The 23,031-nt window shown below is 71.1% G+C and carries 8 protein-coding genes; 2 read left to right on the plus strand and 6 right to left on the minus strand.

The window, feature by feature from the left end:
• Window positions 1-67: 67 nt before the first annotated feature.
• On the minus strand, window positions 68-2,695 hold the full coding sequence (locus P9K36_RS09375; RefSeq protein WP_236952914.1) for a glycogen/starch/alpha-glucan phosphorylase: 2,628 nt from the start codon (window positions 2,693-2,695) through the stop codon (window positions 68-70).
• Window positions 2,696-3,044: 349 nt separating this feature from the next.
• On the opposite strand from P9K36_RS09375, the gene P9K36_RS09380 reads away from it, so the two are divergent.
• Window positions 3,045-4,631, plus strand: coding sequence for an alpha-amylase family glycosyl hydrolase (locus tag P9K36_RS09380; protein WP_043756748.1), 1,587 nt, complete (start codon window positions 3,045-3,047; stop codon window positions 4,629-4,631).
• A 567-nt stretch (window positions 4,632-5,198) separates the two neighbouring features.
• Entirely contained in the window at window positions 5,199-6,737 is a 1,539-nt protein-coding gene (glgA, locus tag P9K36_RS09385; protein ID WP_043761084.1) for a glycogen synthase GlgA, read from the plus strand.
• A gap of 62 nt (window positions 6,738-6,799) precedes the next feature.
• Here the strand turns inward: glgA and glgB are convergent, their stop codons facing one another.
• From glgB to treZ, 5 genes are all read right to left on the minus strand, one after another.
• The gene (glgB, locus tag P9K36_RS09390) at window positions 6,800-9,082 is read right to left on the minus strand and encodes a 1,4-alpha-glucan branching protein GlgB (RefSeq protein ID WP_111474023.1); all 2,283 of its coding nucleotides are present in this window, start codon (window positions 9,080-9,082) and stop codon (window positions 6,800-6,802) included.
• Window positions 9,079-12,357, minus strand: coding sequence for a maltose alpha-D-glucosyltransferase (treS, locus tag P9K36_RS09395; protein ID WP_043379728.1), 3,279 nt, complete (start codon window positions 12,355-12,357; stop codon window positions 9,079-9,081). Before treS ends, glgB begins: the two co-directional genes overlap by 4 nt.
• Before the next feature lie 149 nt (window positions 12,358-12,506).
• Entirely contained in the window at window positions 12,507-15,887 is a 3,381-nt protein-coding gene (locus tag P9K36_RS09400; protein WP_111474022.1) for a maltotransferase domain-containing protein, read from the minus strand.
• A gap of 372 nt (window positions 15,888-16,259) precedes the next feature.
• Window positions 16,260-21,161: a malto-oligosyltrehalose synthase gene (locus P9K36_RS09405; protein WP_278306923.1), complete on the minus strand. Its 4,902-nt coding sequence runs from the start codon at window positions 21,159-21,161 to the stop codon at window positions 16,260-16,262.
• Window positions 21,158-22,963 (minus strand): malto-oligosyltrehalose trehalohydrolase, encoded by a 1,806-nt coding sequence (gene treZ, locus P9K36_RS09410; RefSeq protein ID WP_278306924.1) that lies wholly within the window; start codon window positions 22,961-22,963, stop codon window positions 21,158-21,160. Before treZ ends, P9K36_RS09405 begins: the two co-directional genes overlap by 4 nt.
• Between the last annotated feature and the right edge of the window lie 68 nt (window positions 22,964-23,031).

Raw genomic sequence — 23,031 nt, forward strand, 5'->3', positions numbered from 1 at the left:
CCTTCCGGAGCGGGCGGGCCCCGCGCCGACCCGCTTCCGCATGGGAGCGGGTCGGGCGGCCGACGGCTCAGCCCAGGCGGACCCGCCAGATCTCCTCGGCGTATTCGCGCATCGCCCGGTCGGAGGAGAACCACGCCATGCGGGCGGTGTTGCGGATCGCCTTCGCCCACCAGCCGCGCGGATCGCGCCATGCGGCGTCGATGGCGCGCTGTACCCGCCAGTAATCGTCGAAATCGGCGGTGAGCAGGTACTGGTCGCGCCGGCGCAGGTCGTCGGTGAGCGGCCGGAACCGGCCCGGCTCCTCCGGCGAGAACCGCCCCGCGGCGATCATGTCGAGGGCCGCCGCAAGCCGCGGCGAGGCCTGGATCGCCTTGGCCGCGTAGTCCGGCTCGGCCTGCCGGGCCTTCACCCCGTCGGCCTCCAGGCCGAAGATGAAGATGTTGTCCGCCCCGACATGGTCGCGGATCTCGATGTTGGCGCCGTCGAGGGTGCCCACCGTGAGCGCGCCGTTGAGGGCGAACTTCATGTTGCCGGTGCCCGAGGCCTCCAGCCCAGCGGTGGAGATCTGCTCCGACAGGTCGGCGGCCGGGATGATCGCCTCGGCAAGGCTCACCGAGTAGTTCGGCAGGAACACCACCTTCAGCCGGCCCGCGACCTCGGGATCGTCGTTGACCGCCTTGGCGACGTCGCAGGCGAGCTTGATGATCAGCTTGGCCTGGACGTAGCTCGGCGCCGCCTTGCCGGCGAAGATCTTCACCCGGGGCGTCCAGTCCCGGTGCGGCTCGGCCTTGATCGCCTGATAGAGCGCTACGGTCTCGAGGATGTTGAGAAGCTGGCGCTTGTACTCGTGGATGCGCTTGACCTGTACGTCGAACAGCGCGGCCGGATCGACGTCGATGCCGGTGCGCTCGGCGATGAGGTCGGCCAGGGCCTCCTTGCGCTCCCGGCGCACGGCCGCGTAGCGCGCCACGAAGACTGGGTCCTCGGCATGGGCTTCCAGGCCCCGCAGCAGCTCGGGATTGTCCAGCACGCCGGCGCCCACCGTCTCCACGGCGAGCCGGGTGAGGCCGGGATTGGCGTTGTGGAACCAGCGGCGGAAGGTGATGCCGTTGGTCTTGTTGACGATCTTGTCCGTGTCGAGGGCGTGCAGGTCGGAGAAGACCGTCGAGCGCATCAGGTCGGTGTGGAGCGCCGAGACGCCGTTGACCCGGCGCGCGCCGTGGAAGGCGAGATGCCCCATGCGCACCCGCCGCCCGTGCGACTCGTCGATCAGCGAGATCGAGGCGAGGTAGGCGGCGTTGTCGGAGGCGGTGTCCTGGCGGGCGTGCTTGGCCTGCTCCTCCAGATGCATCCAGTTGATCAGGTAGATGATCTGCATGTGGCGCGGCAGCAGCCGCTCCATCAGCTCCACCGGCCAGGTCTCCAGCGCCTCGGGCAGGAGGGTGTGGTTCGTGTAGTGCAGCGTGTGCGTGGTGACGTGCCACGCATCCTCCCAGGAGAGGCCGTGCGCGTCGATCAGGATGCGCATCAGCTCCGGCACCGCGATGGCCGGGTGCGTGTCGTTGAGCTGGATCGCGGCGTGGTCCGGCAGGGACCGGACGTCGCCGCGCTCGGCCACGTGGCGGGCCACGAGATCCTGGATCGAGGCCGCGGTGAAGAAGTATTCCTGGCGCAGGCGCAACTCCTGGCCCTCGGCCGAGGAATCGCTCGGATAGAGCACCCGGGAGATCGCCTCGGCGCGCATCCGCGCCGCCACCGCGCCGACATGGTCGCCGCCGTTGAACCGGGCGAGGTCCACGGGCTCGCCGGCCTCGGCCTTCCACAGGCGCAGGGCGTTGACGTGGCGCCCGCGCCAGCCGACCACCGGCACGTCGTGGGCCACCGCCCGCACGGTCTCGGCCGGCTGCCAGTGCCGCCGGATCACCCCCTCCTCCGCGGAGGACATGGTCACGGTGCCGCCGAAGCCGATGGCATAGGTCGCCTCGGGCCGGGCGAATTCCCAGGGATTGCCCTCGGCGAGCCAGGTCTCCGGCGCCTCGCGCTGCCAGCCGTCCTCGAAGGACTGGCGGAACAGGCCGTGGTCGTAGCGGATCCCGTAGCCCATGGCCGGGATGCCGATGCTCGCCATGCTCTCCATGAAGCAGGCGGCCAGCCGCCCGAGGCCGCCATTGCCCAGAGCCGCGTCGGGCTCGGCTTCCTGCACGGCGTCGAGGTCGACCCCGAGTTCCCGCAGGGCGGCGCGGGTGGTCTCGGTCAGGCCCAGGTTGTTCATCGCGTCCGACATCAGCCGGCCGATGAGGAATTCCAGCGACAGATAGTAGACGCGCTTGTTCGGCACACTGCGCTCGGCGGCCAGGGCGGCCGCCACGATTCGCTCGCGCAGGGCCAGGGCGGTCGCCGCGAACCAGTCGCGCGGGCGTGCGGTCTCGGGCGTGCGGCCCAGCGCGAAGGTGAGCTTGGCGCGGATCGACTCCCGCAGGTCGACCCCCGCGTCACCACTTGCGGACAGCACCGGGGCGGTCCAGGAGCCTGCGGCCGGGGCCTCGGGAGCGCGCTCGTCGCGCGCGACATCTTGTGGCACAGGCCGGGTCAGAACATCGTTCAACACGTGCGGGTCCCCCAAAGTCGTCGCCCCGGATTCTAGCGCCGGGGGTATCGTGGGCGGATTATCTCTTTTGATGGATTGCCGCCGCATGAACGGACGGACGATCCGTGCCCCGAAGCATCCGACGATGCGGTCGGCTTCCGGCGAAGTCGTGGCAGCGCCGCTCGATCGGAGCCCGCGGGTACGCTGAGAGACATATGGCGCGGCGGCGTGACATTCCAGGCACAGATCTGCGCGACGGCGCTGCGCGAAGGTCATGCACGCCGGCGATGCGGCTCACGGTCATGCCCGGGACGCGGTTCTCGACGGGCGCTCCGTGTCGGGCGCGCCGATCCGCGCCCGCCCGGCACGCGCCCGGAGCGCGCCCGGAGCGCATCCGTCGCCGGTCGCCAGCACGCCGGTCAGCGGTTAAGCGTGGGCCGCCAACGGGAGGGGCAGCATGACCGACACTGTCTGGTGGAAGCGCGGGACCGTCTACCAGGTCTATCCCCGCTCCTTTCACGACACGAACGGCGACGGGGTCGGCGACCTGCCGGGCATCACGGCGCGGCTGGACTACCTCGCCTGGCTCGGGGTCGACGCCGTCTGGATCTCGCCCGTCTACCCCTCGCCCATGGCGGATTTCGGCTACGACGTGGCCGATTACTGCGGGATCGATCCGCTGTTCGGCACGCTGGCCGACTTCGATGCCCTCGTGGCGGAGGCCCATCGGCGCCGGCTGAAGGTGATCCTCGACTTCGTGCCGAACCATTCCTCGATCGCGCATCCGTGGTTCGCCGAGAGCCGGTCGTCGCGCACGAGCCCGAAGCGCGACTGGTACATCTGGCGCGATCCCGCCCCCGACGGCGGGCCGCCCAACAACTGGCTGTCGAATTTCGGCGGCCCGGCCTGGACGCGCGACGAGGCCACCGGCCAGTACTACTACCACGCCTTCCTGGCGGAGCAGCCGGACCTGAACTGGCGCAACCCCGCCGTGCGGGCGGCCATGCACGACGTGCTCCGCTTCTGGCTGGAGCGCGGGGTCGACGGGTTCCGGGTCGACGTGATCTGGCACCTGATGAAGGATGCGGGGTTCCGCGACAACCCGGCCAATCCCGACTACGCGCCGGGTTCCCCGGAGATCAACCGCTTCACCCAGGTCTACTCCGCCGACCGGCCCGAGATCTTCGACGTGATCGCCGGCATGCGGGCGGTGCTGCGCGACTACGGCGAGCGCGTCCTGATCGGGGAGATCTACCTGCCGGTGGAGCGGCTGGTCGCCTATTACGGCCCCGACCTTACCGGCGCCGACCTGCCGTTCAATTTCCAGCTGATCCAGACCCCGTGGCGGGCCGACGCGGTGGCCGAACTCGTGGCCGATTACGAGGCGGCCCTGCCCGAGGGCGGCTGGCCCAACTGGGTGCTGGGCAACCACGACCAGCCGCGCATCGCCGCCCGGGTCGGGCAGGCGCAGGCCCGCATCGCCGCGATGCTGCTGCTGACCCTGCGGGGCACGCCGACCCTCTATTACGGCGACGAGATCGGGCTCGGCCATGTTCCGATCCCGCCGGAGCGCGCCCGCGATCCCTGGGAGTACAACGAGCCCGGGCACGGCCGCGACCCGGCGCGCACCCCGATGCAGTGGGACGACAATCCCCAGGCCGGCTTCTCCACGGCCGAACCCTGGCTGCCGCTGGCGGAGGATTGGGCAGCCTGCAACGTCGAGAGCCAGCGCTCGGATCCGGGCTCGATGCTCACCCTGTACCGGCGGCTGCTCGCCCTGCGCCGCGACCAGGCGGCGCTCGCCGTGGGCGGCTACCGGGAGGTGCCGCTGGGGATCGCCGCGGTGTTCGCCTACGAGCGCTTCGCCGACGATGCCGTTCTGCGCGTGCTCCTGAACTTCGGCGCGGCGTCGCAGGATCTGCCGCTGCCCGAGGGCGACTGGACCGTGCTGCTCTCGACCCGTGCGGGGCGGGCGGGCGAGACGGTCGGCCTCACCCTGGCGCTCGGACCCGCCGAGGGGGTGATCCTGCGCCGCGGCGGGTGAGCCGGACCGGATCCGCCCATCCGGGCGCGGCGCCTCGGCGCGGGCGCCGGTCCAACGGCCCGGCGGCGCCTCATGGTCCGAGCCGGGGGCACGACATGGCTTGCGGCCGGAGCCTTTGGCTGCTGCGGCCCTCGACCGTCATCACGCGCGCGCGGCGGTGCGGTGCCTCAGGGCTGCGCGCCGTCGGCCGTCGGGCGCGGGGTGGATGGCCTCGCTCCGCTCGCAGAGACGGCAGGGCCGAAGCCCCCAGCCGGACACGGTCCAGGCGCGCAGAACGTGATTCGGGATAGGGCGGTGCCGCTGCGGCGCGGCCCTGTGCATCGACGTCGGGCCGATGCCGCCCCATCCCGGAAGCCGCCCGGCCCGCCGAAACTTGCCGCGCCGCCACGATTTCGTGCTGCGACGCCACATAGGTAAGTGAAGCTTAATTCTCACGGTGGCCTATTTTGTGCGTCGCAGCGGAACCGTCGCGACGGAGGAGTATTAGCCGTGGTTGAGATCGCGACAGCCGTGCCTGCCCGATCGTCTGCCAGACCGGGGCATTCCGCCCGGCCAGGATCAATGCTGATGCTCGATACGCGCCGTGGTGGTTCCTTCGCCGAGTGGTCGTCCGGCGAGGGGGACGGCGTCGTATCCGTACCGGTGCCGGCCCGTCCGGCCTCGCTGCGCCGCCGCATCCTGTACGCCACGCCCGAGATGGCCGACTTCGTGAAGACCGGCGGCCTCGGCGAGGTCTCGGCCGCCCTGCCCCGGGCGCTGGTGCCGCACTACGACATCCGCGTGCTGATCCCGGGCTACCGGCAGGTCCGCGCGGCGTTCCCCGAGATTCCGGTGGTCGCCCGTCTCGAGGGCTTCGCGGGGGTTCCGGCCTGCGACCTCGGCCTGGTCGAGGCGGCCGACGGCCTGCGGATCTACGTGCTGCTCAGCCCCGACCTCTACGAGCGCGACGGCACGCCCTACGGCGACCAGCACGGCGATTTCGGCGACAACGACCTGCGCTTCGCCCGCCTCAGCCTCGCGGCGGCGGACCTCGCCGCCGGCGCCGACCCCGACTGGGCGGCCGACCTCCTGCACCTCAACGACTGGCAGGCGGCCCTGGCCCCGGCTTATCTCGCCTGGCGCGGCCGGCGGGTGCCGAGCGTGCTGACGATCCACAACCTCGCCTATCAGGGACTGTTCCCCCGGGACGCCCTGCCCCGGCTCGGCGTGCCGGAGGCGGCCTTCCAGGTCGACGGCGCCGAGTTCTACGGGCAGCTGTCCTTCCTGAAGGCCGGCATCTTCTACGCCTCGCAGGTCACCACGGTGAGCGAGACCTACGCGCGGGAGATCCAGACCCCCGAGTTGGGCTGCGGCCTCGACGGGCTGCTGCGCACCCGCGCCGGTCAGGGCCGGCTCGCTGGCATCCTCAACGGCATCGACGAGACCTGGGACCCGAGCACCGACCCGCACCTCGCCACGCGCTTCGAGATCGACGACTGGAAGGGCAAGCGGGCCAATGCCGAGGCGGTACGCCAGCAATTCGGCCTCGCGGTTTCCCGCGGGCCGCTCTTCGCCATCGTGTCGCGCCTCGTCCACCAGAAGGGCATCGACCTGAGCCTGCAGGCCGCCGAGGCGATCGTGGCCGAGGGCGGCCAGCTCGTGGTGATCGGCCAGGGCGAGGGCCGGTTCGAGCAGGCGCTCCGGGGCTTGGCCAAGCGCCATCCCGAGGCGGTCGGCGTGCATGTCGGCTTCGAGGAGGCGCAGGCCCGGCGGATGTTCGCGGGCAGCGACTTCCTGCTGATGCCCTCGCGCTTCGAGCCCTGCGGGCTGGCCCAGATGTACGCGCAGCGCTTCGGCTCCCTGCCGATCGTGCGTCGCACCGGGGGCCTCGCCGACACGGTCGAGGACGGGGTGACGGGCTTCACCTTCGCGGAGGCCTCGGCCGCGTCCTTCGGGGCGGCGGTCCGCCGGGCGCTGGAGGCCTTCGGCCAGAAGAAGCGCCTCAACGCCATGCGGCGGCGGGCCATGGCGGCCCGCTTCGGCTGGGATCAGGCCGCCGACAATTATGCCGGGCTCTACGGCCGGGCCATCGGCAACAGCACCGCGCTGCGCTGGCGGGCCGCATAGGGCCTTCTCGCGGACGCAGCCGCCTCAACCCCCTCCCCCCAGAGGGGGGAGGGAGTCTCCGCTCACCCTTCCAGCAGGAAGATCATCGTGGCGAGCGGCGGCAGGGTCAGCGACAGGCTCTGCTCCTGGCCGTGACTCGCCTGATCCTCGGTGCGGCGGCCGCCCTGGTTGCCCAGGTTGGACCCGCCATACACGCCGGCATCCGAGTTGAACGCCTCGCGATAGAACCCCGCCGCAGGCACGCCGATCCGGTAGCCCTCGCGCGGCACGGGCGTGAAGTTCGAGACCACGATCGCCACCTCGCCGGGCTTGGCGCCCTTGCGGGCCCAGGCGATCACGCTGTTGTCCTGATCGTCCGCCACCAGCCACTGGAAGCCGGTATGCTCGACATCACGGCTGTAGAGGGCCGGCGTCGAGACGTAGAGCCGGTTGAGATCGCGCACCACGCTCTGCACGCCCTTGTGCAGCGGGTCGTCGAGGTGGTGCCAGTCCAGGCTGGTGTCGTGGTTCCACTCCCGCTCCTGGCCGAACTCGCCGCCCATGAACAGCAGCTTCTTGCCGGGATGCCCCCACATGAAGCCGTAATAGGCCCGGAGATTCGCGAATTTCTGCCAGCGGTCGCCCGGCATCTTGCCGAGCAGCGAGCCCTTCCCGTGCACGACCTCGTCGTGGGAGAGCGGCAGGACGAAATTCTCCGAGAAGGCGTAAAGCAGCCCGAAGGTCAGGTTGTGGTGGTGGTAGCGGCGGTGGATCGGATCCTCCTGCATGAAATGCAGGGTGTCGTGCATCCAGCCCATGTTCCACTTGAAGCCGAAGCCCAGACCGCCCGTATAGGTCGGGTGCGACACGCCGGGCCAGGAGGTCGATTCCTCCGCCACCGTGATCGTCCCGGGGGCGTGGCTGTAGGTCGCCTCGTTGGTCTTCCGCAGGAAGTCGATGGCGTCGAGGTTCTCGTTGCCGCCGTAGCGGTTCGGGATCCACTCGCCCTGGCGGCGGGAATAGTCGAGGTAGAGCATCGACGCGACGGCATCCACGCGCAGGCCGTCGAGGTGGTAGTGCTCCAGCCAGAACCGGGCGTTGGCGGCGAGGAACGTCGCGACCTCGGTGCGCCCGAAATTGTAGATGTAGGTGCCCCAGTCCTGGTGGAAGCCCTGGCGGGGATCGGCGTGCTCGTAGAGGTGGGTGCCGTCGAACTGGCCGAGCCCGTGGGCGTCGAGGGGGAAGTGGCCCGGCACCCAGTCGAGCAGCACGCCGATCCCGGCCTCGTGGGCGGCGTCCACGAAGGCGGCGAAATCCTCCGGCGTGCCGAAGCGGCTCGTCGGGGCGAACAGCGAGACCGGCTGATAGCCCCAGGACCCGTCGAACGGGAACTCGGTGATCGGCAGCATCTCGATATGGGTGAAGCCCAGATCCTTGACGTAGGGGATCAGCCGTTCGGCGAGCTCCCGGTAGGTCAGGTAGCGGTTCCCCTCCTCGGGCACCCGCGCCCAGGAGCCGAGATGGACCTCGTAGACCGAGATCGCCGCGTGGCGCGGGTCCTTGGCGCCGCGGGTGCTCATCCAGCCCGAATCGCGCCAGTCGAACTCGCCCGACCCGTGGGTGACCGAGGCGGTCTCCGGCGGGTGCTGGGCCGCGAAGGCGACCGGGTCGGCCTTGAGCGGCACCAGGGCGCCGTCGGGGCCGCGGATCTCGAACTTGTAGCGCACGCCGGCCTTGAGGCCCGGCACGAACAGCTCCCAGATGCCGCCGTCCTGCCAGAGGCGCATCGGGTGGCGGCGCCCGTCCCAGTCATTGAAGTCGCCGACGACGCTGACCTTGCGGGCGTTCGGGGCCCAGACGGCGAAGCGGAAGCCGTCGATGCCGTCGAGCTGGCCCGACTGGGCGCCGAGCATCCGGTAGACGAGGTTGGTGCCGACCTCGCGCAGCGTCGCCACGTCGTATTGCTCGATGGAGGAGCCGAAACCATAGGGGTCGTAGCGGCGGCGCTTCGTGCCGTCCCAGGATTCGACCTCGATCTCGTAGAGCGGCCGGTGCTCGCCCTCGACCCGCGCGACCCAGAATCCGTCCGGATGGCGCTTCTCGAACGGCACGGTGCGGCCGTCCATCACCAGGGTGGCGGCCCGCGCCTCGGGAAGCACGGCGCGCACCTCCCAGGCCTTGGGCCCGACCCGGTGGGGGCCCAGCACCGAGAACGGGTCGCCGTGATTGGCCGCCATCAGGGCCGCGATCGCGTCCGGATGGACGCTCGGCGGCTGCGCGACGCCGGAGCCCGGGACATCCGCGTTCCGCGCCGTCCCCGCTTCCGGGGCGGCCCGTCGTGCGAAGGTCTCGTCGATCGCCGTCATTCCAATGCTCCGGGCTCGTGTCCGTCCGTGTCCAGAATGGTCAGAACCCCACGGGCGGGGATTTCGATCCAGTCCGGCCGGTTGTTGGCCTCGTAATCGACCTCGTACAGGGCCTTGGTCAGCAGGCAGAGGCGCAGCAGCCGCGCCCGGCTTCCCAGGTCGGTCACGGCGGCGCGCGAGCCCTCCACCGCGGACTCGTAGCCGGCGAGGAACGCCGCCTCGATCATGCCGCGCCACGCCGTGGCGGCGTCCCGCGCCCGCCCCTCGGAATCGGCGAACCGGGCGGTGATCTCCCGGATCACCGTCTCGGCGCCGTACGCGAAGGAGCGCATCAGCCCGGCGACGTCCCGCAGGGGCATCGACTTGGCCCGGCGCTCGTCGGCCGGACGCGAGGGCTCGCCCTCGAAGTCGACGATGATCAGGTCGTTCTCGGCGACCAGCACCTGTCCCAGGTGGTAGTCACCGTGGATGCGGGTCTTGTGGGCGCCCCGGACCGGCTCGGCGGTGAGCGCGGCGATCAGGGCCTCGACCTCGCCCCGGCGCTGGCCGAGTTCCGCGCAGGCCGGCTTGCCGGCATCGAGCCCCCGGTCGGCCAGGCCCTTGAGCGCCCGGAAGGCACGCTCCGCCTGGTGGCGGGCGTCGCGCGCCAGCACCGCGAGATCGTCCCCGGTGAACGGCTCGGCCGCGAAGGCCGGATCGTCGGTCTCGATCGCCAGCGCCGCGTGCAGCTCGGCGGTGCGCCGCCCGAGCAGATCCGCCCAGGGCCGGTGGGCCTGGAACGCCTCCTCGGGGCTGGCGGCCTCGCTCTCGGGGGTGAGCACGACGGTCTCGAAGTCCCGGCGCAGGCCCTCCAGCATCAGGGTCCAGGCATCGCCCTGGTTCACGACGAATTTCTGAAGGATCGCGAGGGCCGTCCGGGTCCCGTCCTCGGCGACGTGCTCCAGCGTGCCGAGCAGGGCGGGGGTATTGGAGAAACCCGCCTGCTCGGTGAGGAAGCGCCCGACCTCGATCTCGGGATGCAGCCCCGGCTGCAGGCGGCGCAGCAGCTTGAGCATCATCTTCGAGCCGACGGCGATCGAGGTGTTGCTCTGCTCCGCCGACAGCCGGCGGATATCGGCCACGTCGACCGTGACCTCCGGGTCGAAGGCCGAGGTGACGGCGAAGACGAGGCGGCCGCTCTCCGTGGGGATCACACGGCCCTGGCGCATGTCGTCGATGAGGCAGGCGGCGAAGTCGTTGGAGCCGGCCGCGCCGTAGAGCAGCCCGGTCCGCGGGCCGCGGCGCACCCGCGCCACCGCGAAGGGCATCAGCGCCTCGTCCTCGCGGCCCTCCTCGACGCCGACCGGCATGAAGTACTCATGGCTCTCGCCGTTGGCGAGCTGCACCTGCAGCCGCGGCAGCAGGAAGCGCGCGCTCCCGTCGACGTCCTTCAGGGCGGCGCAGTCGACCACCTTCGTGGCCTTGATCCGCGAGCCCTTGGCGCCGAACCAGCGCCGGCTCGTCAGGAACGGCGGCACCACCGTGCGCTCAAAGGCGACGCGCTCACGCCCGCTCATCAGGGTCTCGATCCCGCCGGTGAGCACCAGGGTGAACAGCTCTGGCGGCTCCTGCTGCGGGCCGACCACCCCGGAGCGCGCGGCGCTCAAGCTGAACCAGTAGAAACCGTAGGACGGCAGGGTCAGCAGGTAGGGCAGATCGCCGATCGGCGGGAACTCGGTGCCGCCGGTGAGCTCGATCGGCACCGCGGTGCGCAGTTCCGACAGGTCGAGCTGCACCGCCTGGGGCGCCCGCGACAGGTTCGCCACGCACAGGATCCGCTCGTCCTCGTGCTCGCGGATCCAGGCCAGGACCTTCCGGTTGCTGGGATAGAGGAACTGGATCGTGCCGCGCCCGAGGGCGACGCTGTTGTTGCGGATCGCGATCATGCGCCGCGTCCAGTTCAGCAGGCTCGTCTGCGCCTGGGTCTGCGCCTCGACGTTGATGGCGTCGAAGCCGTAGATCGGGTCCTGGATCGCCGGCAGGAACAACTTCTGGGGGTTCGCCCGGGAGAAGCCGCCGTTGCGGTCCGGGGACCATTGCATGGGCGTGCGCACGCCGTCGCGGTCGCCCAGATAGATGTTGTCGCCCATGCCGATCTCGTCGCCGTAGTAGAGCACCGGCGTGCCGGGCATCGACAGGACGAGGGACTTCATCAATTCGATCTTGCGCCGGTCGTTCTCGAGGAGCGGCGCGAGGCGGCGGCGGATGCCGAGATTGATCCGGGCGCGGCGCTCTGCGGCGTAGAACGACCAGAGGTAGTCACGCTCCTCGGCGGTGACCATTTCGAGCGTCAGCTCGTCGTGGTTGCGCAGGAAGATCGCCCATTGGCAGCCCTCCGGAATCTCCGGGGTCTGGCGCATGATGTCGGTGATCGGGTGCCGGTCCTCCCGGGCGATCGCCATGTACATCCGCGGCATCAGCGGGAAGTGGAACGCCATGTGGCATTCGTCGCCGTCGCCGAAATACTGGGCGGTCTCCTCCGGCCACTGGTTGGCCTCGGCCAGCAGCATCCGGTCGGGGTAGCTGGCATCGAGGGCGGCGCGGATCTTCTTGATGACGTCGTGGGTCTCGGCGAGGTTCTCGCAGTTCGTGCCGTCGCGCTCGATCAGGTAGGGGATCGCATCGAGGCGCAGGCCGTCGACGCCCATGTCGAGCCAGTAGCGCATCACCTCGATGACGGCCTCGAGCACCGCCGGGTTGTCGAAGTTCAGGTCCGGCTGGTGGCTGTAGAACCGGTGCCAGAAATACTGCTTGGCCACCGGGTCCCAGGTCCAGTTGGACGCCTCGGTATCGAGGAAGATGATCCGCGTGTCCCGGTACGGCTCGTCGGTGTCCGACCAGACGTAGAAGTTGCGCTCCGGCGAGCCGGGGGGCGCCTCGCGGGCGGCCTGGAACCAGGGGTGCTGGTCGCTCGTGTGGTTGATCACGAGTTCGGTGATGACCCGCAGGCCCCGGGCGTGCGCCGCCTCCACGAAGGCCTTGAAGGCCTCCATGGTCCCGTAGGACGGGTTGATGTCCCGGTAATCGGCGATGTCGTAGCCGTCGTCGCGGAGCGGCGAGGGATAGAACGGCATCAGCCAGATCGCCGTGACGCCGAGATCGCGGACGTAGTCGAGGCGCTGGGTCAGGCCCTCGAAGTCGCCGATCCCGTCGTTGTTCGAGTCGAAGAACGACTTGACGTGGATCTGGTAGATGATGGCGTCACGGTACCATTGCGGGTCGCTGCGATCGATCATCGCGTCGCTGCCTCATCGGTCGAATCTGACGGGACCGGCGGTGGGAACCGGCCGGGAGCGGGCGGACGACCGCCGCGCGGGTGCAATGGTCGGCGACGGGAAGGCCCGCCGCCGGGGTCAGGTGCCACGGTCAGGTGCCACGGGTGGCCTCAGCCCGCAACCCGCCGCGGCGCCCGCAGGCGCCAGATGACGCAGGATCGCTCGGCCGGATCGAGGGCGATGCGGTGGGATTTGCCGCGCAACTCGAACGTGTAGCCCTGGAGCAGGTCCTCGACCTCGACGGCGCCGTCGTCGGGCAGGCCGAACAGCCAGAGCGGCACCTCGTAGGTGCATTCCTGGCGGTTCTTCGGGTCGAGGTTGACCATGGTGAAGATGCAGTTGTCGCGCTCCGGCGTCGCCTTGGCGTAGGCGATGATCTGGTCGTTGAAGGCCCCGGTGAAGACGACGTTGCGGAAATCCCAGAGGGCGGGGTTCTCGCGCCGGATCGTGTTCAGCTTGACGATGTGCTCGCGGATGTTGCCCGGCCGGTCGTAGTCCCAGGCCTTCAGCTCGTATTTTTCCGAGTTCAGGTACTCCTCCTTGCCCGGATACGGCGCGGCTTCGCACAGCTCGAAGCCGTTGTAGATGCCGTAGACCGACGACAGGGTCGCGGCCAGGGTTCCGCGGATGACGAAGCCGGCGCGTCCGCTGGTCTGAAGGAAGTAGGGATTGATGTCGGGCGTATTCGCAAAGAAATTCGGGCGGTAGTACTCGCCCATCTCGCCGGCCAGCTCCAGGGCGTAGTCGGTCAGCTCCTGCTTGGTGTTGCGCCACGTGAAGTAGGTGTAGCTCTGCTGGTAGCCGGCCTTGGCGAGCTTCTTCATCATCTTCGGCCGGGTGAAGGCCTCGGCGAGGAAGATCGCGTCCGGATAGCGCCCGTTGACCTCGCCGATCACCCATTCCCAGAACGGGATCGGCTTGGTGTGGGGGTTGTCGACCCGGAAGATGCGCACGCCCCGGGCGCACCAGCCGAGCAGGATGTCGCGCAGCTCGATCCACAGCCCGGGCAGGGCGCCGCCGTAGAAGTGGACGTTCGAGATGTCCTCGTACTTCTTCGGGGGGTTCTCGGCGAATTTCAGCGTGCCGTCGGGGCGCCACTCGAACCATTCCTGATGGTTCTTGATCCAGGGATGGTCGGGCGAGCACTGGATCGCGAAGTCGAGGGCGATCTCCATCCCGTAGGCGTGGCTCGCCGCGACCAGCCGCTCGAAATCCTGAAGGGTGCCGAGGTCGGGATGCACGGCCTCGTGGCCGCCCTCCGCCGCGCCCACCGCGTAGACCGAGCCGACATCGCCGGGCTCGGCCGTGAGGGTGTTGTTCTTCCCCTTGCGGTTGGTCCGGCCCACGGGATGGATCGGGGTGAAGTAGAGGACGTCGAAGCCGAGCTCGCGGATCTCGGGCAGGCGCCGGATGACGTCGTCGAAGGTGCCGTGGCGGTTCACGTCCATCGACTGGGAGCGCGGGAAGATCTCGTACCAGGCGGAGAACCGGGCCGCGAGGCGGTCGGCGATCACCGGCAGGGTCACGGGATAGCGGGTCAGGTTCACCCGCTCGGCGTTGCGGCGCACGAGGCTCGACGCGTCGGGCTGGAGGATCCGGTCGAGCTGGGCGGCCGAGCCGGTCTCCTCGGCGGCGAGCGCGGCGACGAGCGCGGCGAGCCGGTCGGCGTCGCGGCCGCCCCGGGTCCGGGCCAGCGAGGCGGCGGTCCCGACCAGGGCCACGCCCTCGATCGTCTCCAGGCGGACATCGACGCCGGCGCCGCGCTTCTTCAGGGTGTCGCGCACCCAGGACGAGAAGGCGTCGCGCCACGCGATCAGGGTGAACTCGTAGCGGGCGTTGCGCTCCAGGGGGAAGTGCCCGGCCCAGCGGTCGTTGTCGACGAAGACCATCGGGTCCTCGCGCCACGCGTCGCTGCCGGCGACCCGCGACAGGATCGCGGCGTCGATGATCTCGTGGCCGTCGGAGAAGATGTCGGCCTCGACCCGCAGGGACTCGCCGACGATCCGCTTCACCGGCGAGCGGCCGCCGTCGAGCTCAGGGCTGACCGCCTCGATCACCACCCGCCCCTCCCCGTCCGGGGTGCCGCGCTCGGGGAGCCGGGCGACCTCCTGGGCGCTGGCCGCCAGGATGCGCAGCTCGCCCGGCATCAGGTCGATGGCGCTGCCGGGATGGAACGCGATCGGCTCGGCGTCGGGCGTCCGGTCGACGAAGGTGCCGAGCATCCCGCCGGTGCGGGCGATGAGCGACCCAGCCTCGACCGGCACCGGCTTGTCGGTCGGGTTGTAGAGCACGATCAGCCCGTGCCGGGCCGAGGCCGGGTGGCCGGTGTCGAAGCGGGCGAGCGCCACGCAGTCGCTGTCGGGGGACGAGATCCGGATCTGCGCGCCCTCGACATTGGCGGCGGGCAGCTCCGCCCGCAGGGCGTTGACCGCCCGGATGAAGCCGGAGATGTCGATGCCGGTCTCGTGCTCGCGGTCGCCCGGGGTGGTCTCGACCACGTGCAGCGCCCGGCGGTAGCCCCATTCGTAGCCGATCGGCATCAGCACGCCGGCCGAGAAGAAGGCGGCCAGCGCGTAGCGGGTGCGCAGATGGGCCGCCACCGCCTCAGGGCCGCCGCCGATCCCGGCGGCGAGCCGCGTCATGTCGTGGTTCTCCGGGAAGGCGATGGAGGGCGCCAGCACCCGCAGGCGCTCGTACTGCTCCAGGGCCCAGGGCTTCTTCAGGTCCCACCACGCGAAGGAGTTGAACAGGTAGTCGAAGCCGGCGCCCGCCGTGGCCCGGGCCTCCTCGAAGGTGCAGCCCAGGGTCTCGGCGGCGAAGAGACAGGCGGGATCGCGCCCCTTGGCCTCCCCGATCAGGACGCGCCAGGTCTCCGGCGGCACCTTGTAGGCCGCATCACAGCGGAAGCCCGCCACGCCGAGGTCCTGGAGCCGGGCCACGTAGGCGCCCCAGATCCGGGTCAGCTCATCCCGGGCAGCCGGCGTGTGGTAGTCGAGTTCGGCTAGGTCGCCCCAGACGGTGCGGATCGACGGATCGTCCGGATCCACCGCCGCCGGGTGCATGATCGAGCCGTCGGGCTCCTTCATGAACAGGTCGGGCCGCTCCGTGGCGAGGCGGGCGTTGTCGGCGGTGTGGTTGATCACGAGGTCGGTCATCACCGACAGGCCGAGGGCCTGCGCGGCCGCGCAGAAGCGCTGGATCTGCGCGTCGTCCGGCGTGCCGTCCGGGTCGCGGAACCGCTCGTCGAGCCGCTCGGGATCGGCCACCGCGTAGAGGCTCCGGGAGCCGCCGGTCTGGTGGAACGGGTTCAGGTAGATCCAGTCGAAGCCGAGCGCGGCGATCCGCGGCAGCTCGGCGGTCCAGTCCGCGACGCGCCCGACCAGGAGCGGGAACAGGTTGTAGATCCGCGGCCCCTCGGCCCGGGGCGCCAGCGCGGCCGGCAGGACGGCCTCGGCCCCGGTCGTCGCAGCGGCTTTGGTCGGTGCGTTCATGCTGGCTTCTGGCTCCCGTTCCTGTGTCGTAACGCCCGAACCGCCCGGGCGTGCCTTCGCGTGGGACGGCGGGGATTGTCAGGTCCGCGCCGTCCGCCTCTCAGCAGATTCGCATGACAGGACCGCGAGGGACCTGCCGACATGGTCTTCGTGGCAGGGACGGACCCGCGCACGCTCCCTCCCGCCGCTGCGGGGAAGGGTGGTCCCCGAAGTCCCGTGACGGGGGCGCGACGGTGCCGGAGAAGGCGGCGGCCTTCATGCCGGCTCCGCCCTTTTCGGAAGCCGGGTTCCCCGCTCCCGACCCGGCCTGACGGCCGGCCCACCCTCCCCCGCGGAGGGGGGGAGGACGATCCGCGGATCCGGCCGCTCCCCTCACGGCTCCCGCCGCAGGACCGCGTAGGGCAGATCCCGCAGGAGTTCGCCGAGGTCGGCCCCCTCCCCCGCCACGATCCGCCCCGAGGCGAGGTCGCGCCAGCGCGTCCCCGCCCCGAGATCGACCCGGGTCCCATTAAAGGCCTCACCCGGCCAGACCGCCTCCCCGACGAAGCCCGCCACCAGCCGCGGTACCGCCACGAACAGGTCGCCGCCCTCCTGGCCGGGATCGGTCCGACGGTAGGCGATCACGTGCCCGGCCCGCGCGCCGGTGGCCGGGACGGGTTCGTAGGCGGCGCTCGCGTAGAAGTCCGGTCGCTCAGCCCGCTCGGCCAGAAGCGCCGCGAGGGTCGCCTGCTTGACCCGCCCGTCCGGCCAGTGCGCCAGCAGCTCCGCGGGCACGCCGCCCTGGTCCAGCATCCGCCCCAGGGCCGGGTAGTCCACCGGGCGGCGGTTGTCGGGATCGACGAAGGAGAAGTCCCAGATCTCCGTGCCCTGGTAGGTGTCGGGCAGGCCCGGCAGGGTGCATTTCAGGACCGTCCGGCCGAGGCTCGCCAGCATGCCGAGATGGGCGAGCCGCCGGGCGAAGGGCCGGAGCTGCGCCAGGAAGTCCGAGCCCGGGGCGATCAGCGCGGTGAACAGCTTCTTGACCGCGCCCTCGTAGACCGCGTCGACATTGACCCAGCTCGACCGGCGCTTGCCCTCGCGCATGGCCTTCTCGCCGTAGGCGATCAGCCGGTCGCGGAAATCCTCGATCGCCCCGGCCTCGTCCCGCTCCAGCAGCTCCAGCGGCCAGGCGCCCAGAATGGCCTGGAAGAACATCCACTGGTCGTTGGCGTCGGGGGCCGGCTCGCCGTCGATGCGGGCGAGGTGCGGGCCGGCGGTGCGCTGCCACAGGTCCCAGGCCTTGGCCCATTCCTCCGGGATCTCCGAGAGGGCGAGCAGCCGCGTGCGGGCATCCTCGCCCCGCTTGGTGTCGTGGGTCGCCGTGGTGATCATGGCGCTCGGCCAGTCCCGGGCGCGGGCGATCTGGAGGTCGTGGAAGTGCTCCGCGTCGATCCCGTACTCGCCCGGATCGCCCCCGACCTCGTTGAGGCCGAGCAGGCACGCGTAGCGGTAGAACAGCGTGTCCTCCAGGCTCTTGGCCATGACCGGGCCGGTGAGCTGCTGGAACCGGCGGCGGAAGCGCAAGGCAACCCGCGGATCCGGCCGGCCCGCCCCGGCGGTCTCGATCCGGCCGAGCAGGACGTCGGCGGCGAAGTCGTGGACCGAGCGGTCCGGCAGGCTCGACCAGCGCTTGGCCTTGGCGACGGCGCCCTCGATCAGGCGCACGTCCTCGGGCTCGACCTCGCCCTCCTCCAGTTCCGGCGGCAGGTAGCTCCGGTAGGTCGGGAAGCGCGCGATGATCTCGATCAGCGCCCGGCGGAGCGCGTTGACGGTGAAGTCGCGGGTCCGCCGGTCGGAATCGGCCACCTCCTTGAGGTCGGTGGTCAGCACCTCCAGCTCGCTCGCGAAGCTGATCTCCAGGATCTCGGCCTTGGCGGCACGGAGCTGGAAGCCGTAGGGCTCGTCGAAGCCCGTGGCCCAGGTGTAGAGGCGCTCGACCTTGCCGCGCTTCCCCTTGTCGACCAGGATCCCGTCGAGCTGGTTGAGCACGTCGTAGCCCGTGGTCCCGGCCACCGGCCAGGGCCGCAGCCGCTCCCCGGGCTCCAGGATTTTCTCCACGACCACGTAGAAGCCCGGCCCGACCGCCGCCTGGAGCGCCCTTGCGTAGCCCAGCGGGTCGGCCAGCCCGTCGATATGGTCGATGCGCAAGCCGTCGATCCGGCCCTCGCGGATGTGCCGGAACACGGTTTCGTGCGAGCGGTGGAAGATGTCGGACAGCTCGACCCGCAGGCCGGCGAGCGAGTTCACGTCGAAGAAGCGGCGGTAGTTGATGTCGCTCGACGCCACCCGCCAATGGGCGAGCCGGTAGGCCTGCGCTTCCAGCAGCCGGTGCAGCGGCCCGAAACTGTCCGGGCGGCCCTTGAAGCCGTTGAGCAGAGCCAGCGTGCTGGCGGTGGCCTCCTGGATCAGCGGCGAGACGCCGTGGATCTCGGCGAGCCGGCGCTTCAGCCCCTCGGCCTCCTCGGGGAAGCCTTTGCGGCGGCTCTCGTCGGTGTCGATCGCCATGGCCCGCAGGCGCTCGGAGATGGCGAGCAGCTCCGCGGTGGTGTCGTCGTCCACCGCCCCGATGGCGGCGATCACCCGGTTGAGGATGGTCGGGTAGCTCAGCGGCCGGATCGGCAGCTGGTGCTCGTAGTGCCAGACGCTGAAGGCGCCCTTCTCGGGATCGAATTTGAGCACCAGGGTGCCCTGCTCCAGGGCCTCGCCGTAGCGCTCGCCCAGGAACGGGATCACGAGGTTGCGCCCGGCCCCGAGCCGCTGCCAGTCGATGTCGAAGGCGTCGGCGAAGGGCGAGAGCGAGCCCCATTCGAGCACCGAGAGCCACCACGGGTTGTCGGACCCGCCGACGCCCATGTGGTTCGGGACGATGTCGAGGAGCAGCTTGATCCCGTGGGCGTGTAGCGTCTCGGAGAGCTGGACGAAGCCCGCCTCGCCGCCGAGTTCCGGGTTGATCGCCCCGTGATCGACGATGTCGTAGCCGTGGGTCGAGCCGGGCCGTGCCGTCTGGAGCGGCGAGGCGTAGACGTGGCTGATCCCGAGCCGGTGCAGGTAGGGGACGATCCGGCCGGCATCCGCGAAGGTGAAGTCCTTGTGGAACTGCAGCCGGTAGGTCGAGCGCGGCGGCGGCGCGGCGAGCCGCGCGGCCCCCGAGCGCGGGCCCCGTGCCTCCGCCGACAGGGCGGCTGCGAGCTTCGCCAGGGGCCCGCCGGGGGCGGCGATGTCCGCGAGGTCCCGGTCGAGCTTGCGCCGCCAGTTCGGGTAGCCCTCGGTGGAGCCCGGCACGTTGGCCTGGGCGAGTTCGGAGACCACGTCCTCGTACTGCACGGCGGTCAGCATCGAGGGCGCCCGGGCGAGGTAGCGGGCGGCGGCCTCGAAGGGCGCGGCATCCGGGGGCTCGGCCGAGGGGAGCAACTGCTCGCCGGCCAGCGCCTCGGCGAGGCGGCGGCGCTCGACGACGCGCTCGGCCCGCTCGCCCTCGGCCCGCTCCTGGTCGTAGAGGCCGAGCGACTGGCGGGTGTCGGTGTCGACCCCGCGCCACCAGCCCACGAAGGTCGGCAGGTCGTGGGTGGTGATGGCGGTGAGCGCGTCGCGCGGATAGGCCGACGGCGCCTTGAACCGTCCGTCGCCTTCCCGCTCGAAGGCGAGGATCCGGTAGCTCAGCACCCCGGCTCGCATCAGCGCGTCCGAGAAGCCCTCCGGGGCGGTGCCGAGATCCTCCGCGATGACGAGGCACTTGTTGCGGTGGCTCTCCAGCCGCAGCACCGCCAGCATCGGCTCGAACGGCATGGCCACGTAGGCCCCGGCCTGGGCGCCCGCGCCCAGCGGGATCAGGAACAGGCGGGCGAGCTGGAAGGCGTGGTCGATCCGGATCGCGCCGGCATGGCGCATGTTGGCCTGGACCAGGGTCCGGAAGGCGGCGAGCCCGTCGCGCTCCATCTCCAGCGGGTCGAAGGCCGGCAGGCCCCAGTTCTGGCCCTTGGGCGCCAGCAGATCCGGCGGCGCGCCGATCGACACCTTGTCGGCGAACCGCTCGGGATGGGACCAGATCTCGGAGCCGCCCCGGTCGGCGCCGACCGCGAGGTCGCGGTACAGCCCGACCCGCATGCCGGCGCCCAGAGCCGCCGCGGAGGCCTCTTCGAGCTGCCGGTCGGCGAGGTATTGCAGCCAGGCGTGATAGCCGACCGCCTCGGCATGCTCCGCCGCGAAGGCCCGCACCGCCTCCGTGCCGGCCCGGCGGTACGCGTCCGGCCAGTCGCCCAGCCAATGCGCGCCCTGCCCCCGGAAATGCTCCGACAGGGCCTCGAACAGGGCGTGGGATTCGAGATCCTCGCCGCCCGCCTGCCGGAAGCGCGCGAAATCCGCGTCCGTGCCGGCCCGGGCGGGGGAGTCCTCCCAGAGGGCCCGGAGCACCGGGTCGAGCACGTCGTGCACGCCCTGGTGGTCGACCAGCGCCGCCTCGCGGAGCGCCGTGATCGCGTCCGCGCGCGCATCGAGCAGCGCCTCGGCCCGGGAGCCGGCGAGCCCCGGCAGGCTGCGCGGGGCGATGAACAGCGTCTCCAGGAACAGGCGCGAGGAGGGCGAGTAGGGGGAGATCTTGGTCCGGTCGGAACCGAACAGGGCGTGGACCGGGCTGAGCCCTAAGAACGCCGCCCCGCGCAGGGCCGCCTCGCGGGCGGCCTCGCCGGCATCCGCGTAGGTGCCGATGCCGATATTGGTCGCCGAGCGCAGGCCGTAGAGCTGGGCGGCGAGCCCCCAATCGGAGGCCCCCTCATCCGTGTAGGGGCGCGGGCGCCAGCAGCGCTGCGGCGCGGCGATCACCCAGGCCTCGGTGCGGCTCTGGCCGGCCTGCACGATGAGGCGGTGATAGCCCGGGGTCAGCGGCGGCAGCTCGAAGCCGGGATCGGACCCTTGCGGGTTGGCCCGTCCCTCCCGGGCGGTGCCGCGCTCGTCGACGAGGCGCCAGACCAGGGTGTGGGGCGCCCCGTCCTGCAGCCGGACCGGAACGCGGGCGGCCCGGCGGGCCTCCACCGGCAGGAGCGGCGGGATCAGGCCGCGGCGCAGGCGCTCGACCTCGGCGAGGCTCCCGGCGATCGACGCCTCGTCCTGGACCGCGAAGCCCAGGGCCGCCAGCAGGCCGCGGCGCACCGCCAGCGGCGTCTCGACGGGCTTGCCGAAGGCGTCGGTGTAGCCGGCGGCGACGCCGACGAGGTCGGCGAGTTTTTCGAGGGGGCTCACGCGTGGGACTCCGTCAGGAACACGCCCGTCCAGGACGGGAGATCGCGTCCGGCCCCGTCGGGGGCGTTGGTCCAGACCGGCCGGGCACCGCCCGGATCGACCGCGAAGGCCTCGGTCCCGACATTGGCGACGAAGCGCAGGGTGCCGGCGCCGAAGCGCCACGTGCAGTCGACCACGTCGGCGCGCGGCATCGTGGCGGCGGCGCCGTCATAGCCGGACTTCGCCAGCGTCACGACCACGTCGCGGCGCAGCCCCAGGAGGCGTGTCGTCTCCGCCAGCACCTCGCGGTGGGGCGAGCGCTCCCGCTCGGACCAGTCGAGCTTCGAGGCCGCGAAGGTCTCGCGCTCGGTCGGATCGGGGATCTTGGAGGTGTCGTCCGCGAACGCCGCGAAGCTCTTGAACTCCCGGCGGCGGCCGTCGCGGACTGCCTTGTTCAGGTCCTCGTCCGGCGCGAAGTCGACGAAGAACAGGAACGGCGCCGAGGCCGACCATTCCTCGCCCATCCAGAGCATCGGGATCTGCGGCGCCAGCAGGAGCCCGGCCCGGGCGAGATCGAGTTTCTTCGGATCCGCGAGGTGGTTCAACCGCTCGCCCAGCGCCCGGTTGCCGACCTGATCGTGGTTCTGGAGGAAGGTCACGAAGGCCGAGGGCGGCAGGTGCCCGGAGGGCTCGCCGCGCGGATGGTTGTCGAGCGTGGCGAACGGCTCGCCCTGATACGCGAAACCCTCCGCGAGGCAGCGGGCGAGGTGCGCGACCGGTTTGTCGGCAAAGCTTTTATAGTAGCCGGCGTCCTCGCCCGTGAGCAGGACGTGCCAGCAATGGTGCAGGTCGTCGGCCCACTGGGCATCGTGCATCTTCGGGCGCCCGGCGGCGTCCCGCTCCAGCCAGCGGGCCTGGTTGGCCTCGTTCTCCAGCATCAGGTGGATCTGCCGGTCCGGAAAGGTCTTCCGGACCGTCTCGCCGAGCTCGGCCAGGAAATGACGGGGCGAATCGTCGAGGATCGCGTGGACGGCGTCGAAGCGCAGGCCGTCGAAGCGGTATTCCTCCAGCCAGTAGAGGGCGTTCTGGATGAAGAACTGGCGCACGGTGGCGCCGCTCTCCTTGCCGTCGAAGTTGATGCCCGCGCCCCAGGGGGTCTGGTGGCGCTCGGTGAAGAAGGTCTTGGCGTAGGCGTGGAGGTAGTTCCCGGCCGGACCGAAGTGATTGTAGACCGCGTCGAGATAGACCATCAGCCCGAGCCCGTGGGCGGCGTCGATCAGGCGCTTGAGCTCGTCCGGGCGGCCATAGGCGCCGTCGGGGGCGTAGGGCTGGACGCCGTCGTAGCCCCAGTTGCGCGCGCCCTTGAAGTCGGCGAGCGGCAGCAGCTCGATGGCGGTGACGCCGAGCGCCTTGAGGTCGGGCAGCCGGGCCTGCAGGCCGGCATAGGTGCCCTCCGGCGTCGCGGTGCCGACATGGCACTCGTAGATCACCGCCTCCTCGAAGGGCCGCCCGGTCCAGTCCGCGTCGGACCACGCGAAGGCCCGCGGGTCGATCACCTCGCTGAGGCCCGAGACGTCGTCCGGCTGGAAGCGGGAGGCGGGATCGGGCACCACGAGGTCGCCGTCGATGCGGAAGCCGTAGCGGGCGCCGGGCTTCACCCCGGGCAGGGCGGTGCGGCGCCAGCCGCCGCCGGATTCCGGCAGCGGGTGATCGGCGCCGTCGACGACGAGCGCGACGCTCTTGGCGGTGGGTGCCCAGAGGGCGAAGCGGACGCCGCCCTCGACCATCTCGGCCCCGAAATCCATGCTGTGGGCGCGCCGCATCGGGCCACCGTCCTCGTCATTGGCCGCGCGCACCGGGATGCAAGCGCGGCAGGATCATCTGTCGTGGG

It is taken from the genome of Methylobacterium sp. 391_Methyba4, from assembly GCF_029691625.1.
GTDB classification, from domain to species: domain Bacteria; phylum Pseudomonadota; class Alphaproteobacteria; order Rhizobiales; family Beijerinckiaceae; genus Methylobacterium; species Methylobacterium fujisawaense.